Origin of the sequence: Gilliamella sp. Pas-s95 (assembly GCF_009795795.1) — a bacterium.
Taxonomy (GTDB): Bacteria; Pseudomonadota; Gammaproteobacteria; order Enterobacterales; family Orbaceae; genus Gilliamella; species Gilliamella bombicola.
Genome location: NZ_WTFC01000042.1, coordinates 1 through 21,812 on the forward strand (window position 1 = coordinate 1; position 21,812 = coordinate 21,812).

Genomic DNA, 21,812 nt, shown 5'->3' on the forward strand with positions numbered 1-21,812 from the left:
TGGTGCGAAGGAGCTAGTATAAATCACCTTTCTACTTTCTTCACTCCACCGTGTTTAAAATTGCACTTCATGTTTGAATCCAGGCTTTTTCTTTTAATTCAATACGTTATCAACATCATCCCTTCAAATACCACAGCACGCTCGAAATCCTTTCAAACATTTGTTCAAAAACAAACTCGGCAAATGCCGGTAGAGTTGTCATTAAGTAAGTAAGCATAAATAACCCTAATAATAAGGTTGCTGGATAGCCGACAACAAATATTGATAGCTGTGGTGTCATTCGGTTAAGTAGCCCTAGTGATATATTGACAATTAACAACAAGGTCATTAACGGCAAAGCTAGCATAATGCCGTTGATAAATAGTAGTTTGCTGACATCAAGCACTACCAAATAGCCATTTGCCTGTAATGACATTAGCCCTATGGGCATAATTTCGAAGCTGTTTGATATGCCATATAACAACCATAAATGGCCATCAAAATTCAAAAACATTAATAACGCAATGACGTTTATTAGGCGCGATAATACTGATGTCGATGGCCCACCGATGGGGTCAAAAAAGGTCGCCATCCCCAGCCCCATTTGCATTCCAATTAATTCACCTGCAAACCGCATCGCCATAAATGCCAACTGCATGGTAAATCCAATCACTGCGCCGATCATAATTTGTTGAGCGATGATCACAATTCCCATTAAGGAGTAAATTTTGATGTTGTCATCAAGAGGGGAAGATGGCAATAAAATGGTAATTAGTAGTGCTAGACCAATTTTGACACGGTTGGGGATTTCTTTTTCGCCCAAGAGGGGAGCGGTCATGATGAGCGCTAAAATACGAACAAAGGGGAAAAACCCATCCCGAATAAAAGAAAAGAAGTCAATATTAAGTAAAACGTTAATGTCAAAATCCATTATCTTTAACGCGTTAAGTTAGGTATATCGGTAATGACGATTTGTAAATAGTCAATCATGGTCGATAGCATTGTTGGCCCCCATAGGATTAACACGACAATTACTGCGATGATTTTGGGTATAAACGATAATGTCATTTCGTTTATTTGTGTTGCTGCCTGTAATAAGCTAATAATGAGCCCAGTAACTAACGCTGCTAGCAGTATTGGCCCTGCTAGCGAAGCGGCAACTTTTATGGCTTGTATTGCTAAGGTACTTATGTATTCTGGCGACATGATATGACTCAACTAAAAAAGCTTTGCGCTAGCGATCCGAGCAATAGATGCCATCCATCGGCCAATACAAATAACATTAATTTAAATGGTAGAGATACGGTTGCTGGTGGTACCATCATCATACCTAATGCCATAAGTGTGCTGGCAACCACAAGGTCAATCACTAAAAAGGGAATAAAAATGGTAAAGCCAATTTGAAATGCTGTTTTTAATTCACTGACAACAAAAGCGGGAACAAGAACTTTTAAGGGAATGTCGTCACGCGTTTGGATGTCATTGATATGGGACATATTAACAAATAGTGCTAAATCGTTTTCTCGCGTTTGGGTGAGCATAAATTGTTGTAATGGCTTGCTTGCTTTGCTTAAACCTTCTTGCATGGTGATTTGGTTTTGTGAATAGGGGATATACGCGTCTTGATAAATGTTGTCAATAACGGGCGACATAATAAAAAAGGTCATAAAAAGCGCTATCCCTAAAATTACTTGATTAGGCGGCGCCGATTGTGTGCCAAGCGCGTTGCGTAGCAGTCCTAATACTATAATAATGCGCGTAAAGCTGGTCATTAAAAGTAATATGGCAGGGATAAAGGTAAGTAAGGTTAAAAAGACAAGTGTTTCAACTGGCAATGACCAAGCTTGCCCACTGCTGAGCGGTTGTGCGATGTCTGGTAATACCGGTGTTTGGGCATAACTTGGTAAGCTAAACAACAATAAGCTTAGCACCATCATTAAATTTGACCGCACTTGGTGTTACTCCTTTTTGGTTTTTAGCGCAGATTGTAGTATCTGTTGAAATGTGTTACTTGACGGCAATTTTTTACTTACCTCACTTTGCGAAAATAGCGTTTGAGTGCGCTGTTCATCAATGGTGTGAAGTAATGTCATTTGTTGTGGCGTCACCCCAACCACTAATAACTGGTTATCAACGTGAACCACTATAATGCGTTCTTTTGGCGTAATGTTGTATGTGGCTTTGACATCGATCCAGTGATGGGTCTTTTTTTTCCAACCCATTCGTTTAGCTAACCAAGCTAGCAATAATATAAAACCGATGACAACCATGAGCATTAGTCCCATGGATGTTCCCACTTCGGTATAAATATTCAATTCAGAAGATGGGGATGATAAAGTGTTGGTTGCACCAACCACAGGTTGAGCTAAATGGGTGTGTTCAATTGTCATTAGCGACTCAATCTTCTTACACGTTCTGCTGGAGTAATAATGTCGGTAATGCGTACACCATAATTATCACCAACAACCACAATTTCGCCCTGAGCAATTAAGTAGCCATTAATTAATATATCTAATGGCTCGCCAACCTGACCATCTAAGGCAATAACCGATCCTTGCGTTAAATTTAATAAATCCTTAATGGCCATTTTGGTTCGGCCTAGTTCAACGCTCAAATTTACGGGGATATCAAGAATCAGGTTGATATCGTTTTTTTTATCTTCGATTTGTTGTGGTGATAGCGTTTCAAAAATAGCGTCTTGGGCAATAAGCTCGTCGCTAGTTAGGTTAGTGGGTTGTTTGTCGTCACTATTTTGTTTGATATCAGTCATTAAAAACTCCTTCATTCAATTGCTCTAATACAGGATTAATGACCTGTTCGACTTGAATTGCATATTGTTTGTTCGTTTTACCATAATGTCCTGTTACTATCGGCACTCCACCTACAGTAACATCAAGATCTGTGGGTTTTTCGATCATTAAGACATCATTGGTTTTTAGGGCTAATAATTTAGCTACAGTTGTGTGAATAGTGGCAAAATTAACCACTAATTCGACCGCTGATTGCTTGATTCCGCTAGTTAGTGAGCTCATCCAAACTTTATCATCTTGATAAGTTTGTTGCTCAATCGGTGGCTTGATGAGAAGCTCTTTGATAGGTTCAACCATAGAATAAGGAATGCAAACACAGAAGGTTGCTTTGCTATTACCGACTTCGACTTTAAAGTTACTTGTTAAGACAATATCATCAGGTGAATTAGTGATATTGGTAAATTTACTTTGTATTTCAGATCGAACATATTCGGTTTCAATCGCGTAAACATCCACCCATGATTTTTGGTAAATGACTAATGCTAATTCTAAGACTTTTTTAATGATTTGTTGCTCGGTGTGAGTAAATTCGCGTCCTTCTGTTTCGATTTGAGTTGAATGTCCATCACCACCAAATAAAGAATCCACAATAATAAAAACCAATTCTGGCGAAAATGAAAACAAGCTTGTGCCTCTTAATGGGTTAAGGTGCACCAGATTTAAATGAGTTGCCGATGACAGTTCCGAAAACTCTTTAAACGTAAGCGGTTCAATGGGTGAAGCAATCACATCAGTATTGCGGCGTAATCGGTTAAATAAACCAATTCGAAATTGCCGAGCAAAACGTTCATTAATGATTTCTAACGCAGTTAAACGCTCAGGAATAAAGCGATGTTTAACAGATAGATCATAAGGTTTTACATCGGGAGATTTTTCCAATGTAGGTAAACTAAATGAAGAATCAAAATTTGAATTCTTTTCAGAATTTTCTTTTGTTGTTGATGAATAATCTAAGATTTGTTCCTTATTATCGTGCTCATCAACACTCGCTACTGATTCATGCTTATCAGACATGTTAATCACCGTATAATAAAATCAGTAAATAGCACTTCATCAATCTTTACAAAATGCTTTGCATTATATTGTCGCGATAAGGTGTTTTTTATCTGTTCTTGTAAATCAATTTTACCTACTTCTTGCTTCAGGGTATTAACGTACTGTTTTGAAGTTAAAAGCAGGACGTTATTTCTTACTTCAGGTAAATAATCTAATAGCACTGTTTTTTGATTTTCATTCGCTACGCGCAAAACGACACCAATATAAAGGGTTTTGTTGATGTCTATATTTTCTTCCGAAGCAGGTAATGAAATAGTAAATGGTTTCAATGTTATAAATACGGGGGAGGTAACTTCTGGCTCTTCAGGCTCTTTAGCTGTGTTTTGTAAACTATTTTGAAACCATAAATAAGCTGCGGCACCTATCGCCAATAGCGTAATAAGAATAAGAACTAAATTTAAAATACTTGATTTTTTTTTTGTTGTAGGCATATTTATTCTTGTCTCTATAATATTTTAAAGGATCTATAATCCATTTAGTGGCTATAGTGACAAGAATAATAAATCATATTTTTAAAATCGATTTGAAGAATAGGCAATAAAACATTACCTATTTAAGCGCTTTACTTCATTTAAATTAAAAAATTGACCAATAAATAACGATTTTAATCGTTAAGCGAGAATACTAAGCCCTGATCTAAGTGATCGATGTTCTGATAAAATTGGTTCCATATGATCATCAGTTGCATCAAACGATATCACTTTATGGGATTGGTCATTTTGGGATTGTTGATGCGTAGCTGAATGCTGTGAATCATCCATCATTGAAAAGTCACCAATATCGGCTTGTTCTAGTGTAATGCCTTGATCTTCTAATGAGACCTTTAAAAAAGGTAATGCTGATTCTAACATACCTTTAACAACATGATGGGCTGCCATCATGTGGAGATTCATTTTATCATCATTCATCTCAAGTTTAATGTGCAATGCACCTAATTCTTGTGGGTGTAATTTTATTTCAGCAGTTTGAATACTTTGGCGGTTAAACATAATAATTTGTTCAGCTAACGATGTTTGCCATTGTGTAATATTTACTTGCGTTGGCAAGTGTATTGATGTTGTAGCTAATGTTGTACTCGCATGCATTGGCGATAATAATAGGCTTTGTCCATTATTGGTATTATTTGTCAAAAATGATTCTTGATTTGTTTGCATAATGGCATCTTTATTACGATTAGTGGTGATAAATTGACTTTGCAAAGTAGCCACTTTGTGTATCATATTATTAGCATGTTGCTTATGCTTTGTTGGATTTGCATTAAAATTAATGTCATCGTTAATCGTTGCTGCTTGTTGATGAGCAACCCTCGATTTTGCCTCTTTTTTATTCGTTAATGGCATCACATCGGTTTGCGGAGTTACTTTATTAATTAAATTTTCGCTGTCATAAATGGAAGAAAGTAACTGGGTTGCCTGCTCATTGATTGGTTTTTCTGTTAATAAATTATCCAATAAATCGCTATGTAAATTGGCCGTTAACAATGGGTTTTGTTCGATTGATGTATCACTATATTGTGCACTACCAATCAAAGCTAAATTTGTTTGTTCTGGCGTTGCTATATTAAAAGGGTAAATAGCTGTGATAACTATATCATCGACATCGTTGCCATTTTCTTCGTGCGCATTATCCGTTCCATCTAGTTTGGTATTGAGAGTTTGTTTGCCTTGCTCTGTTTTGTTTTCATTGAGTCGCAATAATTGTTGAAAGCCATCATTGTCATTAGCCATTACATCTGTTTCAACAAGTTCTGACTGACGTGAAGAGGTCAGGTTCAAATCATTAATCAGATTAATATTCATTTAATATTCTCCTTGCTAATTGTAGCTGCGCAAATTCATCTGTCAGTTTTTGTTGTAAACGATTTTGTTGACGTAAATACTGGTTATGCTGTTTATTTAATAAAGTGCTATAAGTGTTTAAGCTCTTTTGTGATTGATTAAGATTTTTTATAATTTGCTTTTGTTTGATATCTAACGATAACAACAACTTTTTTTGTTGCTCAATGCCTTGCTCAATGGAAGCAATAAACAATGTAAAATTGTTTAACTCACTGCCTGTTATACCTTCAGATAAGGCTGCATTTAATTTTTGTTGATATTCAGTATAATAATTAGTTAAAACATTAAGTTGTGACTGTGCATTTTGCTGATTTTCACTCGCTTTTTTTAGTTTTATCAAGTAATCGTCGACCGACTTTTGTGCCAGTTTTTTTAATGTGGTAAAGGCAGTTTTTGATGGATTTTTATTCATCTGGCAGTGTTCCTAACAAGCTAATTGCGGTTCAACAATGGCCGCTAATTTTTGATAGGCATCTTGATAACTGCAGTGTTCATCAATACCTTGTTGTAAAAATTTTTGCATAGCAGGGTATAGGGTTATCGCTTTGTCCAATAATGGATCGGTACCTGTTACATAAGCACCAACATTGATTAAATCGCGGTTTCGTTGAAAGCTTGAAAACAGTTGTTTAAATAATCGCGATTTTTTTTCGTCTTCTGGTGCAGTGAGATCGGTCATTACTCGACTAATTGATGCTTCAATATCAATGGCAGGATAGTGCCCTGACTCAGCAAGCGCTCGTGATAATACAATATGCCCATCTAAAATGGCGCGAGCAGAATCGGCAATCGGATCTTGTTGATCGTCACCTTCAGTCAATACAGTGTAAAAGGCAGTAATAGCGCCTTTACCGCTTTCATCATTGCCTGCTCTTTCAACGAGCGCAGGCAATTTTGCAAATACTGAGGGTGGATACCCTTTAGTTGCTGGAGGCTCGCCGATTGCTAAGGCGATTTCACGTTGTGCCATTGCATAACGTGTTAATGAATCCATAATCAATAAAACATTAAAACCTTGATCGCGAAAGCTTTCGGCAATTCTAGTAGCATAGGCTGCGCCTTGTAAGCGCAATAAGGGAGATACATCGGCAGGTGCGGCAACAACAACGGCTCTAGCTAATCCTTCTTCACCCAAAATATTTTCGATAAAGTCTTTCACTTCTCGCCCCCGTTCACCAATCAAGCCAACGACGATAATGTCTGCCTGTGTGTAACGCGCCATCATACCAAGTAAAACACTTTTACCCACACCCGATCCAGCAAATAATCCCATCCGTTGCCCTTGCCCTATGGTTAATAAAGCATTTATCGCTCTTACACCGACATCTAATACTTGATGAATCGGTGTGCGTTGTAATGGATTAAGTGATTTACTGGCTAACCCTGCATGTTCAATATGTTCTGGTAGTGGTTTACCATCTAACGGTTTGCCCATGGCATCAACCACTCGCCCTAATAACCCTATGCCTACTGGCAATACTTTATGGCTAAAGTGTGTTAGATCATATTGTTCGGTGTAAACTCGTGCACCTAATAAAATGCCGTCCGTTGATTCAAAGGGCATTAAATAAAGCGTTTGGTCGTTAAAACCAACTACTTCACATTCAACCGGTTCAATTCGCCCCTCTGTTTGCCGTTCTACCAAGCAATTAGATCCTAAGGGTAGTTTTAATCCTATCGCTTCAAGAACTAATCCAGATGCTTTGACTAAGCGCCCATATTGACGAATTAAGGATAAGGACTCAATCTGCTGTATTGCTTGATTAATTTGAGCCGACCATGAAGACGAATATTTCACGTTAATGATTATCCCTTTGTAAACAGTCAGACATGATTTGCCAATGGTTATTGACATTAGCATCAATTTCATTGGTATTAGTCAAAATTTTGCATTCCCCTGTTTCAATATTGGGGTCGGCAATAAGTTGCCAGCGATATTGTTGATGTTCTTCATTTAGCATGGGTTCTAACCATTGTAAATCGGTCGGATTAAGGTGTAGTGACATAGGTTCAGACAAAATTGAACACTGTTCAACTAATGTTTGTATCGTATGGATTAACTGTTTTTGTTTTACTTTAGCAATACTGCCTACTGTTTTTTGTGCTGCAATTAACGCTAAATCAAATAATTTAGGTACGATTAATTCATCAATATCGTTAATTGATTGCTGAAAATTACTGATTAAATTGGTGATAGCATGAACAGCTTTGCGTTTTTCATCATTAAGTTGTTGTTCAATCTGCTTTCGCCCTTCTTGTTGCCCAAGTAGATATCCTTGTTCATAGCCCGCTCGTTTGCCTTCCTCAAAACCTGCTTCACGACCTAAATTAAACCCCTCCTGATAGGCTTGTGCTTCAACTTCTTGCTTCAGTTGTTCCAATGTTTGTTGAGTTTGAGCAAGCTCTGAGCTTACGGTATTTAGTTCTGGTTGTGAATCCAACTCAGGTTCAAGATCAGGCTGTGATTCGTTAACCTCGGTCTGTACTATTTCGTTACTTTCGCTCTGGTTTGATAGCGTACTTGCAGCCAAGTCACGAAAGTCTAGCGGTTTCCAATTTAATCTGTCAGGTTGGTTATACGTATTCATCATCACCACTAGTTAAGATCATTTCGCCACTTTCTGCTAATCGACGCGCAATAACCAAAATTTTCTTCTGCTCAGTTTCAACTTGTGATAAGCGTACTGGCGGTCTGTTTTCAAGATCTTCGCGTAAAATCGACGCGGCACGTTGAGACATGTTACTTAATAATTTGTCACGTAAGGCCGTCGATGCTCCTTTTAATGCAATGATTAATACTTCATTATCGACTTCTTTAAGTAGACGTTGGATACTTCTATCATCAACTTCAACAAGATTTTCAAACAAGAACATTTCATCAATAATTTTCTGTGCAAGTTCGCCATCATAATCACGTAATGCACTGATAACCAACTCTTCTTGTTGCGATTTCATTAAGTTAATAATTTCAGCCGCTGTGCGGATTCCACCCATATTATTCAATTTGATATTTTGACCATGTAATAACGTTGATAATGACGCCGACAAGACTTTAAGTGCCGATGGTTCAACACCACCAAAAGTGGCAATCCGCAACATAACGTCATTACGTAATTCATCATCAAATAGGTTGAGAATTTCGGCCGCTAGATCACGGTTTAAATGCACCAATATCGTTGCAATAATTTGTGGGTGCTCTTTTTTAACAAGATCAACCGCTCGTGCTGCATCAACAAAGTTTAGCATTTCAAGACCATCGGTTGCCTCTTCGCGATCAGTATTTAATAGATCATCAAGTAAGCGTTCGGTTTTTTCGCTACCAATGGATTTTTCAAGTATTGACCGTAAATATCCATCGGTATCGGTATTTAAGGCAGCACAATCATCAAGCGTGCCTTGGCACTCATTAAGTATATTTTTCAACTGTTCTTGAGACAATTGGGGCAATGACATCATTGCACTACTAATTTGTTGTACTTCTTTTGAACTTAAATACTGCATCACTTTTGCAGCAAGCTCTTCGCCTAATACCATTAATACTGTGGCGGCTTTTTGAGATTCACTTAAATTCATTTTTCTGTGTCCTCCTTACTCATCCAACCACGAATTATCAATGCCATAACACGAGGATCTTTTTCGACAATTTTGCGGATGTATTGCTGTTGCTGCATGTTATCTTCAAATATTTTTTGTTGCTGCTTGCTGTGCGCTTTATAATCTAATTTTTCTTCAACGTTAGTTGATGCATTAGTGGTTTTATCACTAAAAATGTGGTACTGCCGTTGTACTTTTATCCACAGTGAATGGAACACTTTGCGCCACAAGAACCAGATAACTAAAATGTAAATCAAGTACTTACCAGCAGTTTTAACTCCCTCATAAAACTCATGAGTTTTCCAAAACGCTAAGCCGTTGCTTTCGTCCAATTCTTGATCGGTGAATTTTAAGTTAGCGACAGTGAGTGAATCACCGCGTAAATCTGAAAACCCCATCGCTTGGCGGGCTAAAAGTTCAATATTTTTCAGTTCATCATTATCTAGCTTTACCCACTGCTCAGTACTAGCTGGTGGTTGGCTATCGTCAGATGCTGCTTCTGCATTATCTGGCTCGATTGTGACAAATTTATAATTCACTAAAACAGCGACAGATAAGCGTTTAATTCGTCCTTCAGGTATTTGACTGTGTATAACTTGTCGATTTACTTCAAAGTTCACAGTATTATTTGATTGTAAATTGTACGGTTGTTGTTTATCTGCCTTTTCAGTCGATGCAGTTTTTGTTTCGTTTTCATCAATCGGTGCGCTAGATATCGGTACCGGTTGATTAGATAGTGCACCAGGCACTCCGCCGATACCGTAGCTTTTAGTTGATTGATGGTTTTCCATTTGTTGCTTACTACGAATGGTTTGATTAGCAATATCACTATTAGGATCATAAGTTTCTGATGTCGATTCTTGTCGGCTAAAGTCGACATCGGCATTGACTTGCACTTTAACATTATTTTTACCTAAAATAGGTGTGATAATTTTTTCTACTCGCTGACGAATACTGTTTTCAATCCGCTCACTAAATTCAAGTTGGGCGACATTTGTATTCCTATCACGATAGCCTTCCCCTGTTAACAGATGACCATGCTGATCAATAATAGTTACTTTATCTGCTTGTAATTCTGGCACACTACTTGAAATTAAGTGAATAATGGCATCGATTTGGCCTTGTGATAAAGTTCGTCCTGGTAGCAATGTTAATGCGACCGAAGCTGAGGGAAATTTTCGCTCGCGAACAAATAACGACGGTTTAGGCATTGCTAAGTGCACTCTAGCATCATCAATACTACTGATAATAGATATTGTTCGGGATAATTCGCCTTCTAAAGCTCGCTGATAATTGATTTGTTCATTGAATTGGCTCATACCAAAGCTTTCTTTATCAAGCAATTCAAAACCAACTGATCCGCCTTTAGGTAATCCCTGTTGTGCAATACGTAAACGTGTGTCGTAAACTTTGTCTTGCGGAATTAAGATAGCTGAGCCAGAGGCAGAAAATTGATAAGGAATATTCATCTTATCAAGCTGACTAATAATTTCGCCACCATCTTTATCACTTAAATTACTGAACAAAACACTATATGATTCATCTTTAGCCCATAAATAGATAAAACTAATCATCGCTATCATAATGACGCCAGCAATTAACAATGCCATTTTTGTGTTTTGTTTTAACTGATTTGCAAAAGGTAACTTATTGAATATTGATTCACCTTTGTTGTTGACTGTTTGACTAGTCATAGACATCCTAATTCTAAACTATTTAGATTAACTCGGCGGTTATTATCCATGTATTTAAAAAATTCAATGGCAAGAAAAGCGCACAGTTTTCCCCTTACTTAACCTCTTTGATTTTTTATTTTTATGATAAATTTAACAATACATTGACAAAAAAACGAAAGAAACAACTATCAAAATGAATACAATCAATATGTTAAATTCAATTGAGCTAACACATTTAAATGATTCGACCGCCATTTCAAAAAAAACGCATGTTGCGGATAACACAAGCTTTGGTACAGAATTAAAAACAGCATTAGATAAAATCAGCCAATTGCAAATACAAGCAAACCAACAAGCCAAAGCGTTTGAAATGGGCGATGCGGGTGTTTCATTAAATGAAGTAATGGTTAATATGCAAAAATCATCGGTTTCATTGCAGTTTGGTATTCAAGTGCGCAACAAACTGGTCGCAGCTTATCAAGAAATTATGAATATGAATGTCTAATTAATTGCACTCACTCGCATTAATAATACGGATGCTAAAAATTAATTACGTATTAATTGAAGTCATTGAACAGAAATCTTAGCTTGAACCTAATATAATTTACAGGGTTCAAGCCAAGCAATCCACAAACTTACATTGCTACATTAAGTTCGCTATTTTTTGATAGTTATCGATTTTATTTTGATGATCGACATGTTTACCAATCCACTCTCGAAGCTGTGAATGACGTGTCATAATCAATTGGGTTAATTGTTGTTGATAACTAAGTATGTTTTTTATATACATTCGCACAATATCTTGATGTTTCAAGGGTATGTTTTCAATTGCTGTAAAATCATCGACCAGCATAATACCTTTTGATAATTGAAGATATTTATTTTGCCAACTCAACAATAAATCCCAGTTTTCATCCCTTGCGTTAATCAACATTTGTTCAACAACATAATTAAATTGTTCGTATTGTTCTAATAATTTACTTCCTTTCATAATCACCCTTTTTTATTTTGCAATTTCTCGCCAAGATTCGGCAATATTGTTTAACAAATCGTAACAAGATTGCAGTTTTTCTTTATCGTTATGTAAATTGGCTAAAACTAACTGTTGACTAATATAGTGATACAGACGATCTAAATTTTCTGCGATTTCCCCCCCTTTTTCTAAATCTAAACAGCCTTTAAGACCATTATCAACAATGTTAATTGCTTTAGAAATTGCTGTGCCTTTACCAGCAATATTACCTTTTTGAAGATATAAGCTCGCTAAGCGAATTGCCTGTAATGCACCATCAAATAATAATACAATCAATTGATGGGGCGAAGCTTGACTAACACGTGTTTCTAAATTTACTTGCTCATAGGCTTTAGAACCTAACTGATACATTATTCCCCTCTATTTTTTTAAGTTTGCCATCATGTCAAATTGTGTTGTTAAATAATTACTCATGCTATCTAATGAGTTAATTAAGATATCTAATTTAGTAAATTGAACTCGGTAACGTTCAACCGTTTGCTCAATCGAGCTACTTACTTGTTCATGACGTTTATCTAATGACTTTAACGTAGAATTTAAACCATTGGTTGCCGAATCAATCATGCCATCACTATCAATAAACCCACTCACTTTGGTAAAAACCTCATTAGCTATCCCCGTCGTTTTACCATCACCAATAAATAATGTTGCAACAGCGTCACTGTTTTCATTAAGTGCCTTTTTTAGCTCATTTTCTTTGACCGTTAGCTGACCACTTTTATCCATGGTAATACCAATTTGCGACAATACTGAAAATTCGCCCGCTTGTCCTTTGGCAAAGATTGAACGAATACTCTGGTCAATATTACGTAGCGTTGAATCACCAATCAGTGGACCATTACTACTGTTTAATTCGTTAGAGTTAGTCTCTCCTGCGGTGAATTTGGTTAACGTTGACATAGTTGTTTGCAGTTGATTAAAAGCTTCAACCCATTCTTTAATGGCTTCTTCTGCCTTTTCGTTATCCGCACTTATGGTAAGGTTTTGGCTGGTTGTTGTGGTTGCTTTTAATGTTATATCAACACCGGCAACAACCTCTTTGACGGTATTAGAACTACTTGTGATGGCAATACCATTAAACGTCAATTTAGCATCTTGCGCTTTTGCAACTTCGGTCATACCACTACTAGGCTGATTAATATCGAATCCAATGATATTATTTAACTTATCATCGTCTGACGAAATTGACGTAATGGTTTGCTTCTCACCCGTTTCTTTCGAGGTAATCACTAACTGATAATTATCCGCCCCAGAACGGACAACGGCGGCATTTATTGTTGAAGGAATTTTTTTACCATCATCATTAGTCACTTGAGCATTATTAATGGCGTTAGCTATTGCTTCTAATGATGTTTCATCTTTAGATAACGTTACATTAAGCTTATCACCATTCGCCTGTTCAATGGTGATGGTGCGTGTTTCATTATCATTACCTAATGACGCGTTTTTGTCGTTGATTACCGATGTTGCAACACTATGCGATGTCGCCAATTGATCAACCGTCACAGCATAATCGCCTAAAGCCGCTTTGCTATTTGTCTTTACTGAAAAATAGTCGTTACTACCTGTTGCTATACGGCTTTGAAATAATTCTTTTTTTTGAAGTTTTGCCGTTGCTGTATTAAATGTTGTCAATGCACTTTTTAACTTACCAAAACCACTAATTTTTGCATTAATTGCTTTTTGTTGTGTGGTAATTGGTGTTAAGCGTGTTTTTTCAGCCGCTTCTAATTGCTTTAAAATTTCGCCAAGATCGATTCCCGAACCTATCCCTAATGCACTCATTGCCATGATTTAGTCTGCCTATAACAAATTGCTTAATAGTTTGTATATCGGCCAACTTTGCTAAAAGTTTAATTATCATTTCAATATTTATTTAATAAGCAATAAAGTTACTATTTTTTGCGCAAAAACAATTATTAAAAAATTAATTAATAAACTTTATAACAAAATGATTTATTTAAATATAATTATTTTATTTTTACTAAATGGCTTTATTTTTTAAAAGATAATCATTAAAAATATTAAAGTTCCTAGATTTTCTTCCGATAAGTTATTCATCAGCAAAAATGTTGAAAAAAATTTCAATATCTAGTTGATTTTAATATTTATATTATCGGAGATAAAAATGGCACAAGTAATTAATACTAATACAATGTCTTTAATGGCAAAAAATAACCTAAACAATTCTCAAAGCGTTCTTAGCACATCTATCGAGCGCCTTTCATCAGGTATGCGTATTAACAGCGCAAAAGACGATGCAGCAGGTCAAGCAATCGCTAACCGTTTTTCATCAAACATCAAAGGTTTAACTCAAGCTGCTCGTAATGCAAATGATGGTATTTCACTTGCACAAACAACAGAAGGTGCACTAAATGAAATCAACAACAACGTACAACGTATTCGTGAATTAACAGTTCAAGCTGCAAATGGTACTAACTCAGAAAGCGATCTTGTGTCAATTCAAAACGAAATCGATCAACGTTTAGATGAAATCGATCGTGTTTCTAAACAAACTGATTTCAATGGTTCTAAAGTATTATCTGAAGATAAAACCCTTAAAATTCAAGTAGGCGCAAACGACGGCGAAACCATTGAAATCAATTTGAAAAAAATTGATAGCACTGAACTCGGTTTAAATGCATTTAATGTATCAAGTTCACCAACAGAAGATCCATTAAAAACAATTGATGCTGCATTATCAAAAATTGATGCATTACGAGGACAACTTGGTGCGGTACAAAACCGTTTCGAATCAACAGTAACCAACATTAACAATACTGTAAATAATCTAAGTTCTGCACGTAGCCGTATTGAAGATGCGGATTACGCAACAGAAGTATCAAACATGACTCGTGGTCAAATTTTACAACAAGCAGGTACATCTGTATTAGCGCAAGCTAACCAAGTACCACAATCAGTACTTTCTTTATTACAGTAATTCTGATTATCTATTTTTGATCATTCTACCTTTGTCATATAGCTATAACGGTATTTTTATAATACCGTTATGGCTAATAATGATAATTAACTATTTTTTATCCCGTTATTCTGCCCATTAAATTCACCAACTATCGTCATAATACTGTGAAGCATTTTTATAGCATTGGTTCAAAAAATGGATAATAGCTTATATAACTCACAGGGTGTAATAAACCAAATCGATTGGAAACAATATATTCATTTGGTTCGCAATGAAGCATTAAAATTAGCGGTTCGTTTACCTGCAACGGTTGAACTTGATGATTTATTACAAGTTGGCTATATCGGTTTATTAGACTCAATAAAACGTTATGACATCTCTCAAGGTAATACTTTTGCCACCTTTGCCATACCAAGAATTAAAGGTGCCATGCTCGATGAACTACGTAGCCGTGATTGGTTGCCAAGGCAAACGCGTAAAAAAATAAAAGATGTCACTACAGCAATGAATGAATTAGAACAAAAGTTAGGTACACCACCTAACGATGAGCAAATTGCCAAATATTTACAATTGCCTATTAGTGAATACCACAAAATTTTATTAGATTCAAATACTAGCCAAATATGCTCATATGATGAAATTCATAAGAAATTGGGCGATAACATTGATGCCATTATTGAATATGAAGAAGATAATAATCCTTTTTTGACCATAATAGATGAGGAAATTCGTAATACCGTTATCCACCAAATTGAAAACTTACCAGAAAAAGAAAAACTTGTTTTATCACTTTATTACCAAGAAGATCTCAATTTAAAAGAGATTGGTAATGTAATGAATATTAGCGAATCAAGAGTAAGCCAATTGCATAGCCAAGCAATAAAAAGAATACAAAGTAAGGTTACTTTTTAGAAACAATAAAAAAAGAAATTAAATAAAGTGTAATCAATCGAAAATAAATTGAAATGATTTTTTTATTGACCTTTTCAATTTAAAAATGTAATTTTAAGCGAAAAAAAATAATTTCTTTTTTAATTTTACCTGTTTTTTCGTTTTTTTATGCGAAAAACAGCAAATATAAATTGGTGACTAAATTGGGCAATATATTAGACGACGATGTTCTTAAGTGTATACATCATTTAAACCTGTCAGCATTACTGTTGAGCCAGAAAATGATTGAAAAAGATAAAGTGATGGCCATGTATCGATTGGGTATTGATGAAGAAACTGCGGATATACTTAGCGGTTTAAGTACCTCTCAAATGTTAGTTTTATCAGAAACAAATCAATTAATTTTTCAACTACGATTTGAAAATGCAGAAATGATGAAAAAACTAACAGAAGAATCCCGCGTTAGAGATATAAAACAGATGCATACAGGTATTCTTTTATCTAGTTTGCTATTAGATTCAATCAATAAGTAGCTAAGGAATCAACATGACAGGTGTAAGTATTATTCAGAAATATCAAGAAACCCAGCTTGCTATCAAATTAATTTCTCTTGGCGGAAGAATCCAAATGCTGGAAAGTGAAACTAATTTGAGCCGAAATAAATTAATAAAACTTTATAAAGAAATTCAAGGTTGCCCACCACCTAAAGGTTTATTACCTTTTTCAACCTCGTGGTTTATGACATGGGAACCGAATATTCATGCTAGTATTTTCTATAATGCTTACTCTTTTTTAGTTAGAAACGGTTTAAAGTCAGGCATTCAAACGATCTTAAAAGCCTATCAACTTTATTTAGAACAGTGTCAATTTTCACATAAAGAAGAACCTATTTTAGGCTTAACCAGAGCTTGGATTTTAGTAAAATTTGTTGAAAAAAATATCATGCAACAATCATGTTGTACGGTCTGTCGTGGGCTTTTTATTACGCACGCTTATCACCCACAAAATACGTTTACATGCAGTTTATGTCAACCTCCGTCAAGAGCAGATAAGAATAATAAAACACAAAAAGAAAATGACGAAAAATGCTTGAAAGTATTATCAAAACAAAGTCATTTAAACTCATCAGTTTCGCACCAGATAACTGCTTGAATAAATATTAAAAATATCGAATCAATTTAACTGTTATTTTATAGATAAAGAAGAAAGTCAATGCTAATAATTATAGGGTATATTGTCGTTATCGCCTCTGCACTACTGGGTTATGTACTAAGTGGCGGCTATTTAGCCGTGCTGTTTCAACCACTTGAATTGTTAATTATTGGTGGTGCTGCTATTGGTGCTTTTATTGTCAGTAATGAACAAAAAACAATAAAAGCCACACTCAAAGCGTTGGGGCAATTATTTAAAACATCTAAATATAATAAAAACCTGTATCTAACACTGATCAATTTAATGTATAGCATTTTGACAAAGATCCGCCAAAGTGGAGGGTTATCTATTGAAGCAGATATTGATAATCCACACGAAAGTGAATTATTTAAGCAGTATCCATTAATTTTAGCTAATCCAAGAATCTGCGATTTTATTACTGATTACTTACGACTGATGATTAGTGGCAATATGGATGTATTTGAAATCGAAACACTAATGAGCGAAGAAATTGAAACATTCGTCCATGAACTTGAAAAGCCTGTTGATGCTATTTCTGGAATTGGTGATGGCTTACCGGCGTTTGGGATTGTTGCAGCTGTAATGGGTGTAATTAATACACTTGCGCAAGCTGATAGACCAGCAAGTGAACTTGGAGAACTTATTGCCCATGCGATGGTCGGAACTTTTTTAGGGATTTTACTTGCTTATGGATTTATTTCGCCGCTAGCCGCCTTATTAAAACAAAGAAATGCTGATATGGTCAAAATCCTAGAGTGTACAAAAGTGATACTTATTGCCAGTATGCATGATTATTCACCACAAATTTGTATTGAATTTGGACGAAAAACACTATTTTCTCATGAAAGACCATCATTCTTTGAATTGGAAAAATATATCCAAGAAATTAAAGATAAGAATCTCAATAAAAACGAAAATAACCAGTAATGAAAGATAAATCTGTAAGAATAATTATTAAGAAAAAATCAGGGCATGGCGGTGGTCATCATGGTGGTTCTTGGAAAATTGCTTATGCCGACTTTATGACGGCAATGATGGCTTTATTTTTAGTTATGTGGCTGATTTCGACATCTACACCACAAGAATTAAAAGGTATTGCCGAATATTTTAGAACACCATTAATCCTTGGTCAAAATGGTGGCAAGAATATTAGTGATAGTGAGAGTCCTATTCCCGGTGGTGGCGATGATGTAAGCCAACAAATAGGTGAAGAAAAAAACAGTGTTTCAAACTCATTACACAATGAATTAGAAAAACAACAACTAGAAAAAATACAGCTAATCGAAACAGCAAAAAAAATCTTTGAAATGTTTGAAATCGACCCTCGCTTAAAAAAGTTAGCACCGAATTTGATTGTTGAATTAACTCAAATGGGATTACGAATTCAAATTTTAGCCTCTGACGATAAACCTATGTTTGACGTTGGTAGCACAGCAATTGATCCCAATATGCAAGAAATTCTACATGCTTTAGCGCCGATTTTAAATTCATTACCTAATAAAATCACTTTGTCTGGTCATACCGATGAACGCCAATACACAACGGGTGATCGTGGCTACAGTAACTGGGAATTATCAGCAGATAGAGCTAACGCCTCAAGGAGGGAACTCATTGTCGGAGGGTTAGATTCCAACAAAATTATTCGTATTATAGCCTTAGCCGATACCGTTAGTTTAAACAATCCTAACTACAGCAAAGATGCTAACCGGCGTATCAGTATCTTAATTTTAAATAAAACTGCACAACAGTATATTGAAGAAGAAAATAACATGACTGGTATCGATTTTTTAAGGCAATCACAACAGCTAAAACCAGAATAACAACCATTTTTAAAAATAGAAATGGCATCATTTAGAAATTTTTCAAAATACTCGTAAAAATAATTAAATTTTTGAGAATTTAAGCCGATATAAAAAATAACTTATTTTTAATTGATGTTATTAACTAAAACGATATTGAGGGGATTTTTATGGCGAATTCATTAATGAATACAGGTATTAGTGGATTGAATGCAGCACAAAATATGCTTAATGTAATTAGCAATAATATCAGTAATGCTCATACAAAAGGCTACAATCGCCAGCAACAAGTTTTAAGCCAAGCCAATGGCACTCAACATAGTTTTGGTTTTGTGGGTAATGGTGTTGCTGTCTCATCGGTGAATCGTGCCTTTAACCATTTTGTGGTCGGGCAATTGCGTCAATCACAATCGCAAAATGGTGCGATTAAAACGTATTATAATGAATTATCAAAAGTTGATAACCTACTGGCAGAAAACGATAACAGCGTTTCATCACAACTTAACAACCTTTTTGCTAGCTTAAATAAGTTAGCTTCAAATGCTGGCGATGCTTCAACAAAGCAAACGGTAATTAGTGATCTTACCTCGTTAACAAGTCAATTTAATAAAACAGAAAAAAATTTAAAAAATCAAATCGCCAACATTAATACCGAATTAAACACGAATGTCGACAAAGTTAATGCTTACGTTCAGCAAATTGCCGAACTCAACCAAAAGATATCAAAACTACAGACAGTAGATGGCGGCAATGAACCCAATGCATTACTTGATCAACGAGATCAACTGGTTAATGATTTAAGTGAGATCATTGGTATTACCGTCACAGAGCAAAATGGGCAGTATAATTTGTCGTTAGAAAATGGTTTAAATTTAGTACAAGGCTCATGTGCTAACATATTAACCGTACAACCTTCGGCAGATGATCCAGCACTCAATACCATTATTTATACACACCCTTCTGGCGCTACTCAAGAACTGACTAGTCAGAACATCACATCAGGCTCATTAAATGGACTATTAACGTTTCGTGATGGCCCACTAACTGAATCACGTAATCAACTGGGATTAATTGCCCTCAATTTAGCAGAACGTTTTAATGAAGTGCATATGTCAGGAGTGGATATTCATGGTAATCAGGGCGAAAAACTATTTGATTACAACAAACCAAGTTGTATAACTAACACTAAAAACCAAGGAAATGCCACGGCTAAAATTGAGTTTACATCAGTGACCGAAGTCAAAGCCTCGGATTATAAAATAGAATTCGATGGCAACAATTGGGTTGTAACAAGATTATCTGATCACAAACAAATCACACCTCAAATTGAAGAAGGTAAATTGATTTTTGATGGCTTATCTATCGAGATAAATGGTAATGCTATGGCAGGCGATTCTTTTATGATTAAACCTGTTGCGGATATAGCCTCGTCATTACAGTTATTAGTCAAAGATGTGAATAAACTTGCAACAGGTATTAATGATGATGAAAACGGTGCTGGTGATAACCGTAATGTAGCAAAATTATTAGCTATTCAAAATGAAAAACTAGTGAATGGCACAACGACCTTAAAAAGTGCTTACACAACGTTAGTTAGTTACATCGGCAGTAAAACCCAAACAGCAAAAATTTCTGCACAATCAACAAAAAATATAACCCAACAAATTTACGAACAAAATCAATCAATATCTGGGGTTAATATTGAAGAAGAATATATCTCAATGCAGGTCTATATGCAGTATTACCAAGCCAATGCAAAAGTGATTGATGCCGCCACAACACTATTTGATACCATTTTAGGTTTAACCAAATAATAAAAAGATAAAGGAATAAAAAATGCGCCTTAGCACCAATTCACTATATCAAAAAAATTTACAAAGTATTTTAAACACCAATAGCAAATGGCAAAAATCGGGTTTACATTTAGCCACTGGCAAAAAGATTTTAACGCCTTCTGATGATCCAATGGGCGTATCACAATCATTAATATTAAAACAAGCCCAAGCACAAAATCAACAGTATCAAGCTACGCGTGAAAGCACCGAAAAAACACTAAGTCGCCAAGATACGCTCTTGTCAGAAGTGAATACCGTTATCCAAACGATCCAAGAAACTTTAGTTTATGCCGCCAATGAAACGCTAAATGAAGAAAACAGACTTGATCTTGCCAATAAATTACAAGGTTTAAAAGATCAACTACTCGCATTAGCTAACTCAAAAGACACCAATGGCAACTATATTTTTGCTGGTCAAAAAAATGACACACCGCCTTTTGTGGTAAGCGAATCGGGCGAAGTGAATTACATCGGCGGAACAACATCAGTAAATGTATTTATTGATGACTCAAGAGAGGTCGCAGCAAGCTTTACTGGTATAAAAGTCTTTATGACTGGGGCAAATGTCAAAAATGCTGATGGTTCACCTGCAGAAAGTAATATTTTTGCAAGCATTGATTATGCGCTTGAAGCGTTAAAAACAGACTTAGATTATGATAATGAAAAAAGCGTTGAAGAATTTAGAACTGGGTTATCAAAAGCTCGCAATGGCATCGATAATTCGTTTAGCAATATCTCGACCGTAAGGGCTGAGGGCGGTTCGGTATTAGCCGAAATCGATCGGTTAACCGCACTAGGTGAAACACTAGATATTGAATTTCAAACTCAAATAAGCCAGCTTGAAGATGTCGATTGGTACGATGCTATTTCAGAATATGCGTTACTGCAGGCCAATTTACAAGCGGCGCAATATACCTTTATGACAATGCAAAGTATGTCGCTGTTTCAAATGAAATAAAGCGTTGTTGTTTTGATTGTGTAATGTGATTTTACCCAAAATCGTCAAAGCGATTCATTCCATTCAAGGAGGCGTAATGCCTCCTTTTTTCTCCTTTTTATGTAAGGTTTGATGAGTGGGGTTATCTTGGATTTTGGGGATGTTTGTATTTTCATAAAAAAACCTGGATTCAAACATGAAGTGCAATTTTAAACACGGTGGAGTGAAGAAAGTAGAAAGGTGATTTATACTAGCTCCTTCGCACCAC

26 protein-coding genes are annotated in these 21,812 nt (G+C 35.7%); 9 read left to right on the top strand and 17 right to left on the bottom strand.

The features are described 5' to 3' along the window. Nucleotides 1–115 precede the first annotated feature (115 nt). The 13 genes from fliR to fliF all read right to left on the bottom strand — a co-directional run bounded on the left by fliR (nucleotide 116) and on the right by fliF (nucleotide 10,971). Entirely contained in the window at nucleotides 116–910 is a 795-nt protein-coding gene (fliR, locus tag GQ598_RS10070) for a flagellar biosynthetic protein FliR (RefSeq protein ID WP_160404009.1), read from the bottom strand. Between the two features lie 5 nt (nucleotides 911–915). Further along, nucleotides 916–1,185, bottom strand: coding sequence for a flagellar biosynthesis protein FliQ (fliQ, locus tag GQ598_RS10075; RefSeq protein WP_091347846.1), 270 nt, complete (start codon nucleotides 1,183–1,185; stop codon nucleotides 916–918). Nucleotides 1,186–1,193: 8 nt separating this feature from the next. Next, entirely contained in the window at nucleotides 1,194–1,916 is a 723-nt protein-coding gene (gene fliP / locus GQ598_RS10080) for a flagellar type III secretion system pore protein FliP (RefSeq protein ID WP_160404027.1), read from the bottom strand. A gap of 21 nt (nucleotides 1,917–1,937) precedes the next feature. Further along, on the bottom strand, nucleotides 1,938–2,369 hold the full coding sequence (gene fliO, locus GQ598_RS10085; protein ID WP_160404010.1) for a flagellar biosynthetic protein FliO: 432 nt from the start codon (nucleotides 2,367–2,369) through the stop codon (nucleotides 1,938–1,940). Next, nucleotides 2,369–2,749, bottom strand: coding sequence for a flagellar motor switch protein FliN (gene fliN, locus GQ598_RS10090; protein WP_237410352.1), 381 nt, complete (start codon nucleotides 2,747–2,749; stop codon nucleotides 2,369–2,371). Before fliN ends, fliO begins: the two co-directional genes overlap by 1 nt. Further along, the gene (fliM, locus tag GQ598_RS10095; RefSeq protein ID WP_160404012.1) at nucleotides 2,742–3,803 is read right to left on the bottom strand and encodes a flagellar motor switch protein FliM; all 1,062 of its coding nucleotides are present in this window, start codon (nucleotides 3,801–3,803) and stop codon (nucleotides 2,742–2,744) included. Before fliM ends, fliN begins: the two co-directional genes overlap by 8 nt. Before the next feature lie 5 nt (nucleotides 3,804–3,808). Beyond that, on the bottom strand, nucleotides 3,809–4,276 hold the full coding sequence (locus GQ598_RS10100) for a flagellar basal body-associated FliL family protein (RefSeq protein ID WP_160404013.1): 468 nt from the start codon (nucleotides 4,274–4,276) through the stop codon (nucleotides 3,809–3,811). Nucleotides 4,277–4,456: 180 nt separating this feature from the next. Further along, the gene (locus GQ598_RS10105; RefSeq protein ID WP_160404014.1) at nucleotides 4,457–5,644 is read right to left on the bottom strand and encodes a flagellar hook-length control protein FliK; all 1,188 of its coding nucleotides are present in this window, start codon (nucleotides 5,642–5,644) and stop codon (nucleotides 4,457–4,459) included. Then, nucleotides 5,634–6,095, bottom strand: coding sequence for a flagellar export protein FliJ (gene fliJ / locus GQ598_RS10110; protein WP_160404015.1), 462 nt, complete (start codon nucleotides 6,093–6,095; stop codon nucleotides 5,634–5,636). Before fliJ ends, GQ598_RS10105 begins: the two co-directional genes overlap by 11 nt. A 12-nt stretch (nucleotides 6,096–6,107) precedes the next feature. Continuing rightward, entirely contained in the window at nucleotides 6,108–7,451 is a 1,344-nt protein-coding gene (fliI, locus tag GQ598_RS10115) for a flagellar protein export ATPase FliI (RefSeq protein ID WP_370516548.1), read from the bottom strand. 31 nt (nucleotides 7,452–7,482) lie between these two features. Beyond that, entirely contained in the window at nucleotides 7,483–8,271 is a 789-nt protein-coding gene (locus tag GQ598_RS10120; RefSeq protein ID WP_160404017.1) for a flagellar assembly protein FliH, read from the bottom strand. Then, on the bottom strand, nucleotides 8,258–9,256 hold the full coding sequence (gene fliG / locus GQ598_RS10125) for a flagellar motor switch protein FliG (RefSeq protein WP_091347869.1): 999 nt from the start codon (nucleotides 9,254–9,256) through the stop codon (nucleotides 8,258–8,260). The genes GQ598_RS10120 and fliG overlap by 14 nt, the downstream gene beginning before the upstream one ends. Then, complete coding sequence (fliF, locus tag GQ598_RS10130) at nucleotides 9,253–10,971, bottom strand: flagellar basal-body MS-ring/collar protein FliF (protein WP_160404018.1); 1,719 nt, start codon at nucleotides 10,969–10,971, stop codon at nucleotides 9,253–9,255. The genes fliG and fliF overlap by 4 nt, the downstream gene beginning before the upstream one ends. A gap of 175 nt (nucleotides 10,972–11,146) precedes the next feature. Between fliF and fliE the strand changes: the two genes are divergently transcribed. Then, complete coding sequence (fliE, locus tag GQ598_RS10135; protein WP_160404019.1) at nucleotides 11,147–11,458, top strand: flagellar hook-basal body complex protein FliE; 312 nt, start codon at nucleotides 11,147–11,149, stop codon at nucleotides 11,456–11,458. 138 nt (nucleotides 11,459–11,596) lie between these two features. Here fliE and GQ598_RS10140 read toward each other — a convergent pair whose 3' ends face one another. Genes GQ598_RS10140 through fliD form a run of 3 tightly spaced genes read right to left on the bottom strand, consistent with a single transcriptional unit; the run spans nucleotide 11,597 to nucleotide 13,777 of the window. Then, on the bottom strand, nucleotides 11,597–11,944 hold the full coding sequence (locus tag GQ598_RS10140; protein ID WP_160404020.1) for a hypothetical protein: 348 nt from the start codon (nucleotides 11,942–11,944) through the stop codon (nucleotides 11,597–11,599). A gap of 12 nt (nucleotides 11,945–11,956) precedes the next feature. Beyond that, the gene (gene fliS / locus GQ598_RS10145; RefSeq protein WP_091347892.1) at nucleotides 11,957–12,337 is read right to left on the bottom strand and encodes a flagellar export chaperone FliS; all 381 of its coding nucleotides are present in this window, start codon (nucleotides 12,335–12,337) and stop codon (nucleotides 11,957–11,959) included. Between the two features lie 9 nt (nucleotides 12,338–12,346). Next, nucleotides 12,347–13,777, bottom strand: coding sequence for a flagellar filament capping protein FliD (gene fliD, locus GQ598_RS10150; RefSeq protein WP_160404021.1), 1,431 nt, complete (start codon nucleotides 13,775–13,777; stop codon nucleotides 12,347–12,349). 337 nt (nucleotides 13,778–14,114) lie between these two features. Between fliD and GQ598_RS10155 the strand changes: the two genes are divergently transcribed. From GQ598_RS10155 to flgL, 8 genes are all read left to right on the top strand, one after another. Next, nucleotides 14,115–14,927 (top strand): flagellin, encoded by an 813-nt coding sequence (locus GQ598_RS10155; RefSeq protein WP_091347899.1) that lies wholly within the window; start codon nucleotides 14,115–14,117, stop codon nucleotides 14,925–14,927. A 177-nt stretch (nucleotides 14,928–15,104) separates the two neighbouring features. Continuing rightward, entirely contained in the window at nucleotides 15,105–15,821 is a 717-nt protein-coding gene (locus GQ598_RS10160) for an RNA polymerase sigma factor FliA (RefSeq protein WP_160404022.1), read from the top strand. A gap of 191 nt (nucleotides 15,822–16,012) precedes the next feature. Continuing rightward, nucleotides 16,013–16,333 carry a flagellar transcriptional regulator FlhD gene (gene flhD, locus GQ598_RS10165; RefSeq protein ID WP_091348188.1) on the top strand — a complete coding sequence of 107 codons (321 nt, stop codon included), beginning with the start codon at nucleotides 16,013–16,015 and terminating at the stop codon, nucleotides 16,331–16,333. 13 nt (nucleotides 16,334–16,346) lie between these two features. Then, a complete protein-coding gene (flhC, locus tag GQ598_RS10170; protein ID WP_160404023.1) occupies nucleotides 16,347–16,952 on the top strand; it encodes a flagellar transcriptional regulator FlhC in 606 nt (201 codons plus the stop codon). 60 nt (nucleotides 16,953–17,012) lie between these two features. Then, entirely contained in the window at nucleotides 17,013–17,900 is an 888-nt protein-coding gene (gene motA / locus GQ598_RS10175; RefSeq protein ID WP_160404024.1) for a flagellar motor stator protein MotA, read from the top strand. Then, nucleotides 17,900–18,793: a flagellar motor protein MotB gene (gene motB, locus GQ598_RS10180; RefSeq protein ID WP_160404025.1), complete on the top strand. Its 894-nt coding sequence runs from the start codon at nucleotides 17,900–17,902 to the stop codon at nucleotides 18,791–18,793. The genes motA and motB overlap by 1 nt, the downstream gene beginning before the upstream one ends. Nucleotides 18,794–18,942: 149 nt before the next feature. Next, a complete protein-coding gene (gene flgK / locus GQ598_RS10185; RefSeq protein WP_160404026.1) occupies nucleotides 18,943–20,586 on the top strand; it encodes a flagellar hook-associated protein FlgK in 1,644 nt (547 codons plus the stop codon). A 22-nt stretch (nucleotides 20,587–20,608) separates the two neighbouring features. Continuing rightward, a complete protein-coding gene (flgL, locus tag GQ598_RS10190) occupies nucleotides 20,609–21,565 on the top strand; it encodes a flagellar hook-associated protein FlgL (RefSeq protein ID WP_091347916.1) in 957 nt (318 codons plus the stop codon). Nucleotides 21,566–21,628: 63 nt separating this feature from the next. Here flgL and GQ598_RS11135 read toward each other — a convergent pair. Next, nucleotides 21,629–21,812 (bottom strand): hypothetical protein (locus GQ598_RS11135; RefSeq protein ID WP_237410354.1); only part of this gene is annotated, 184 nt, incomplete at its 5' end.

Excerpts from the sequence above, each read along its gene's own strand:
- GQ598_RS10120 (WP_160404017.1), bottom strand. The coding sequence starts at position 8,271 with ATGAATACGTATAACCAACCTGACAGATTAAATTGGAAACCGCTAGAC.
- fliD (WP_160404021.1), bottom strand. The coding sequence starts at position 13,777 with ATGGCAATGAGTGCATTAGGGATAGGTTCGGGAATCGATCTTGGCGAA.
- GQ598_RS10160 (WP_160404022.1), top strand. The coding sequence starts at position 15,105 with ATGGATAATAGCTTATATAACTCACAGGGTGTAATAAACCAAATCGAT.
- fliF (WP_160404018.1), bottom strand. The coding sequence starts at position 10,971 with ATGACTAGTCAAACAGTCAACAACAAAGGTGAATCAATATTCAATAAG.
- GQ598_RS10155 (WP_091347899.1), top strand. The coding sequence starts at position 14,115 with ATGGCACAAGTAATTAATACTAATACAATGTCTTTAATGGCAAAAAAT.
- GQ598_RS10105 (WP_160404014.1), bottom strand. The coding sequence starts at position 5,644 with ATGAATATTAATCTGATTAATGATTTGAACCTGACCTCTTCACGTCAG.
- fliQ (WP_091347846.1), bottom strand. The coding sequence starts at position 1,185 with ATGTCGCCAGAATACATAAGTACCTTAGCAATACAAGCCATAAAAGTT.
- motB (WP_160404025.1), top strand. The coding sequence starts at position 17,900 with ATGAAAGATAAATCTGTAAGAATAATTATTAAGAAAAAATCAGGGCAT.
- fliN (WP_237410352.1), bottom strand. The coding sequence starts at position 2,749 with ATGACTGATATCAAACAAAATAGTGACGACAAACAACCCACTAACCTA.
- fliM (WP_160404012.1), bottom strand. The coding sequence starts at position 3,803 with ATGTCTGATAAGCATGAATCAGTAGCGAGTGTTGATGAGCACGATAAT.
- fliR (WP_160404009.1), bottom strand. The coding sequence starts at position 910 with ATGGATTTTGACATTAACGTTTTACTTAATATTGACTTCTTTTCTTTT.
- fliG (WP_091347869.1), bottom strand. The coding sequence starts at position 9,256 with ATGAATTTAAGTGAATCTCAAAAAGCCGCCACAGTATTAATGGTATTA.
- GQ598_RS10100 (WP_160404013.1), bottom strand. The coding sequence starts at position 4,276 with ATGCCTACAACAAAAAAAAAATCAAGTATTTTAAATTTAGTTCTTATT.
- fliS (WP_091347892.1), bottom strand. The coding sequence starts at position 12,337 with ATGTATCAGTTAGGTTCTAAAGCCTATGAGCAAGTAAATTTAGAAACA.
- fliJ (WP_160404015.1), bottom strand. The coding sequence starts at position 6,095 with ATGAATAAAAATCCATCAAAAACTGCCTTTACCACATTAAAAAAACTG.
- motA (WP_160404024.1), top strand. The coding sequence starts at position 17,013 with ATGCTAATAATTATAGGGTATATTGTCGTTATCGCCTCTGCACTACTG.
- fliP (WP_160404027.1), bottom strand. The coding sequence starts at position 1,916 with ATGATGGTGCTAAGCTTATTGTTGTTTAGCTTACCAAGTTATGCCCAA.
- flgK (WP_160404026.1), top strand. The coding sequence starts at position 18,943 with ATGGCGAATTCATTAATGAATACAGGTATTAGTGGATTGAATGCAGCA.
- fliE (WP_160404019.1), top strand. The coding sequence starts at position 11,147 with ATGAATACAATCAATATGTTAAATTCAATTGAGCTAACACATTTAAAT.
- flgL (WP_091347916.1), top strand. The coding sequence starts at position 20,609 with ATGCGCCTTAGCACCAATTCACTATATCAAAAAAATTTACAAAGTATT.
- GQ598_RS10140 (WP_160404020.1), bottom strand. The coding sequence starts at position 11,944 with ATGAAAGGAAGTAAATTATTAGAACAATACGAACAATTTAATTATGTT.
- fliO (WP_160404010.1), bottom strand. The coding sequence starts at position 2,369 with ATGACAATTGAACACACCCATTTAGCTCAACCTGTGGTTGGTGCAACC.
- flhC (WP_160404023.1), top strand. The coding sequence starts at position 16,347 with ATGACAGGTGTAAGTATTATTCAGAAATATCAAGAAACCCAGCTTGCT.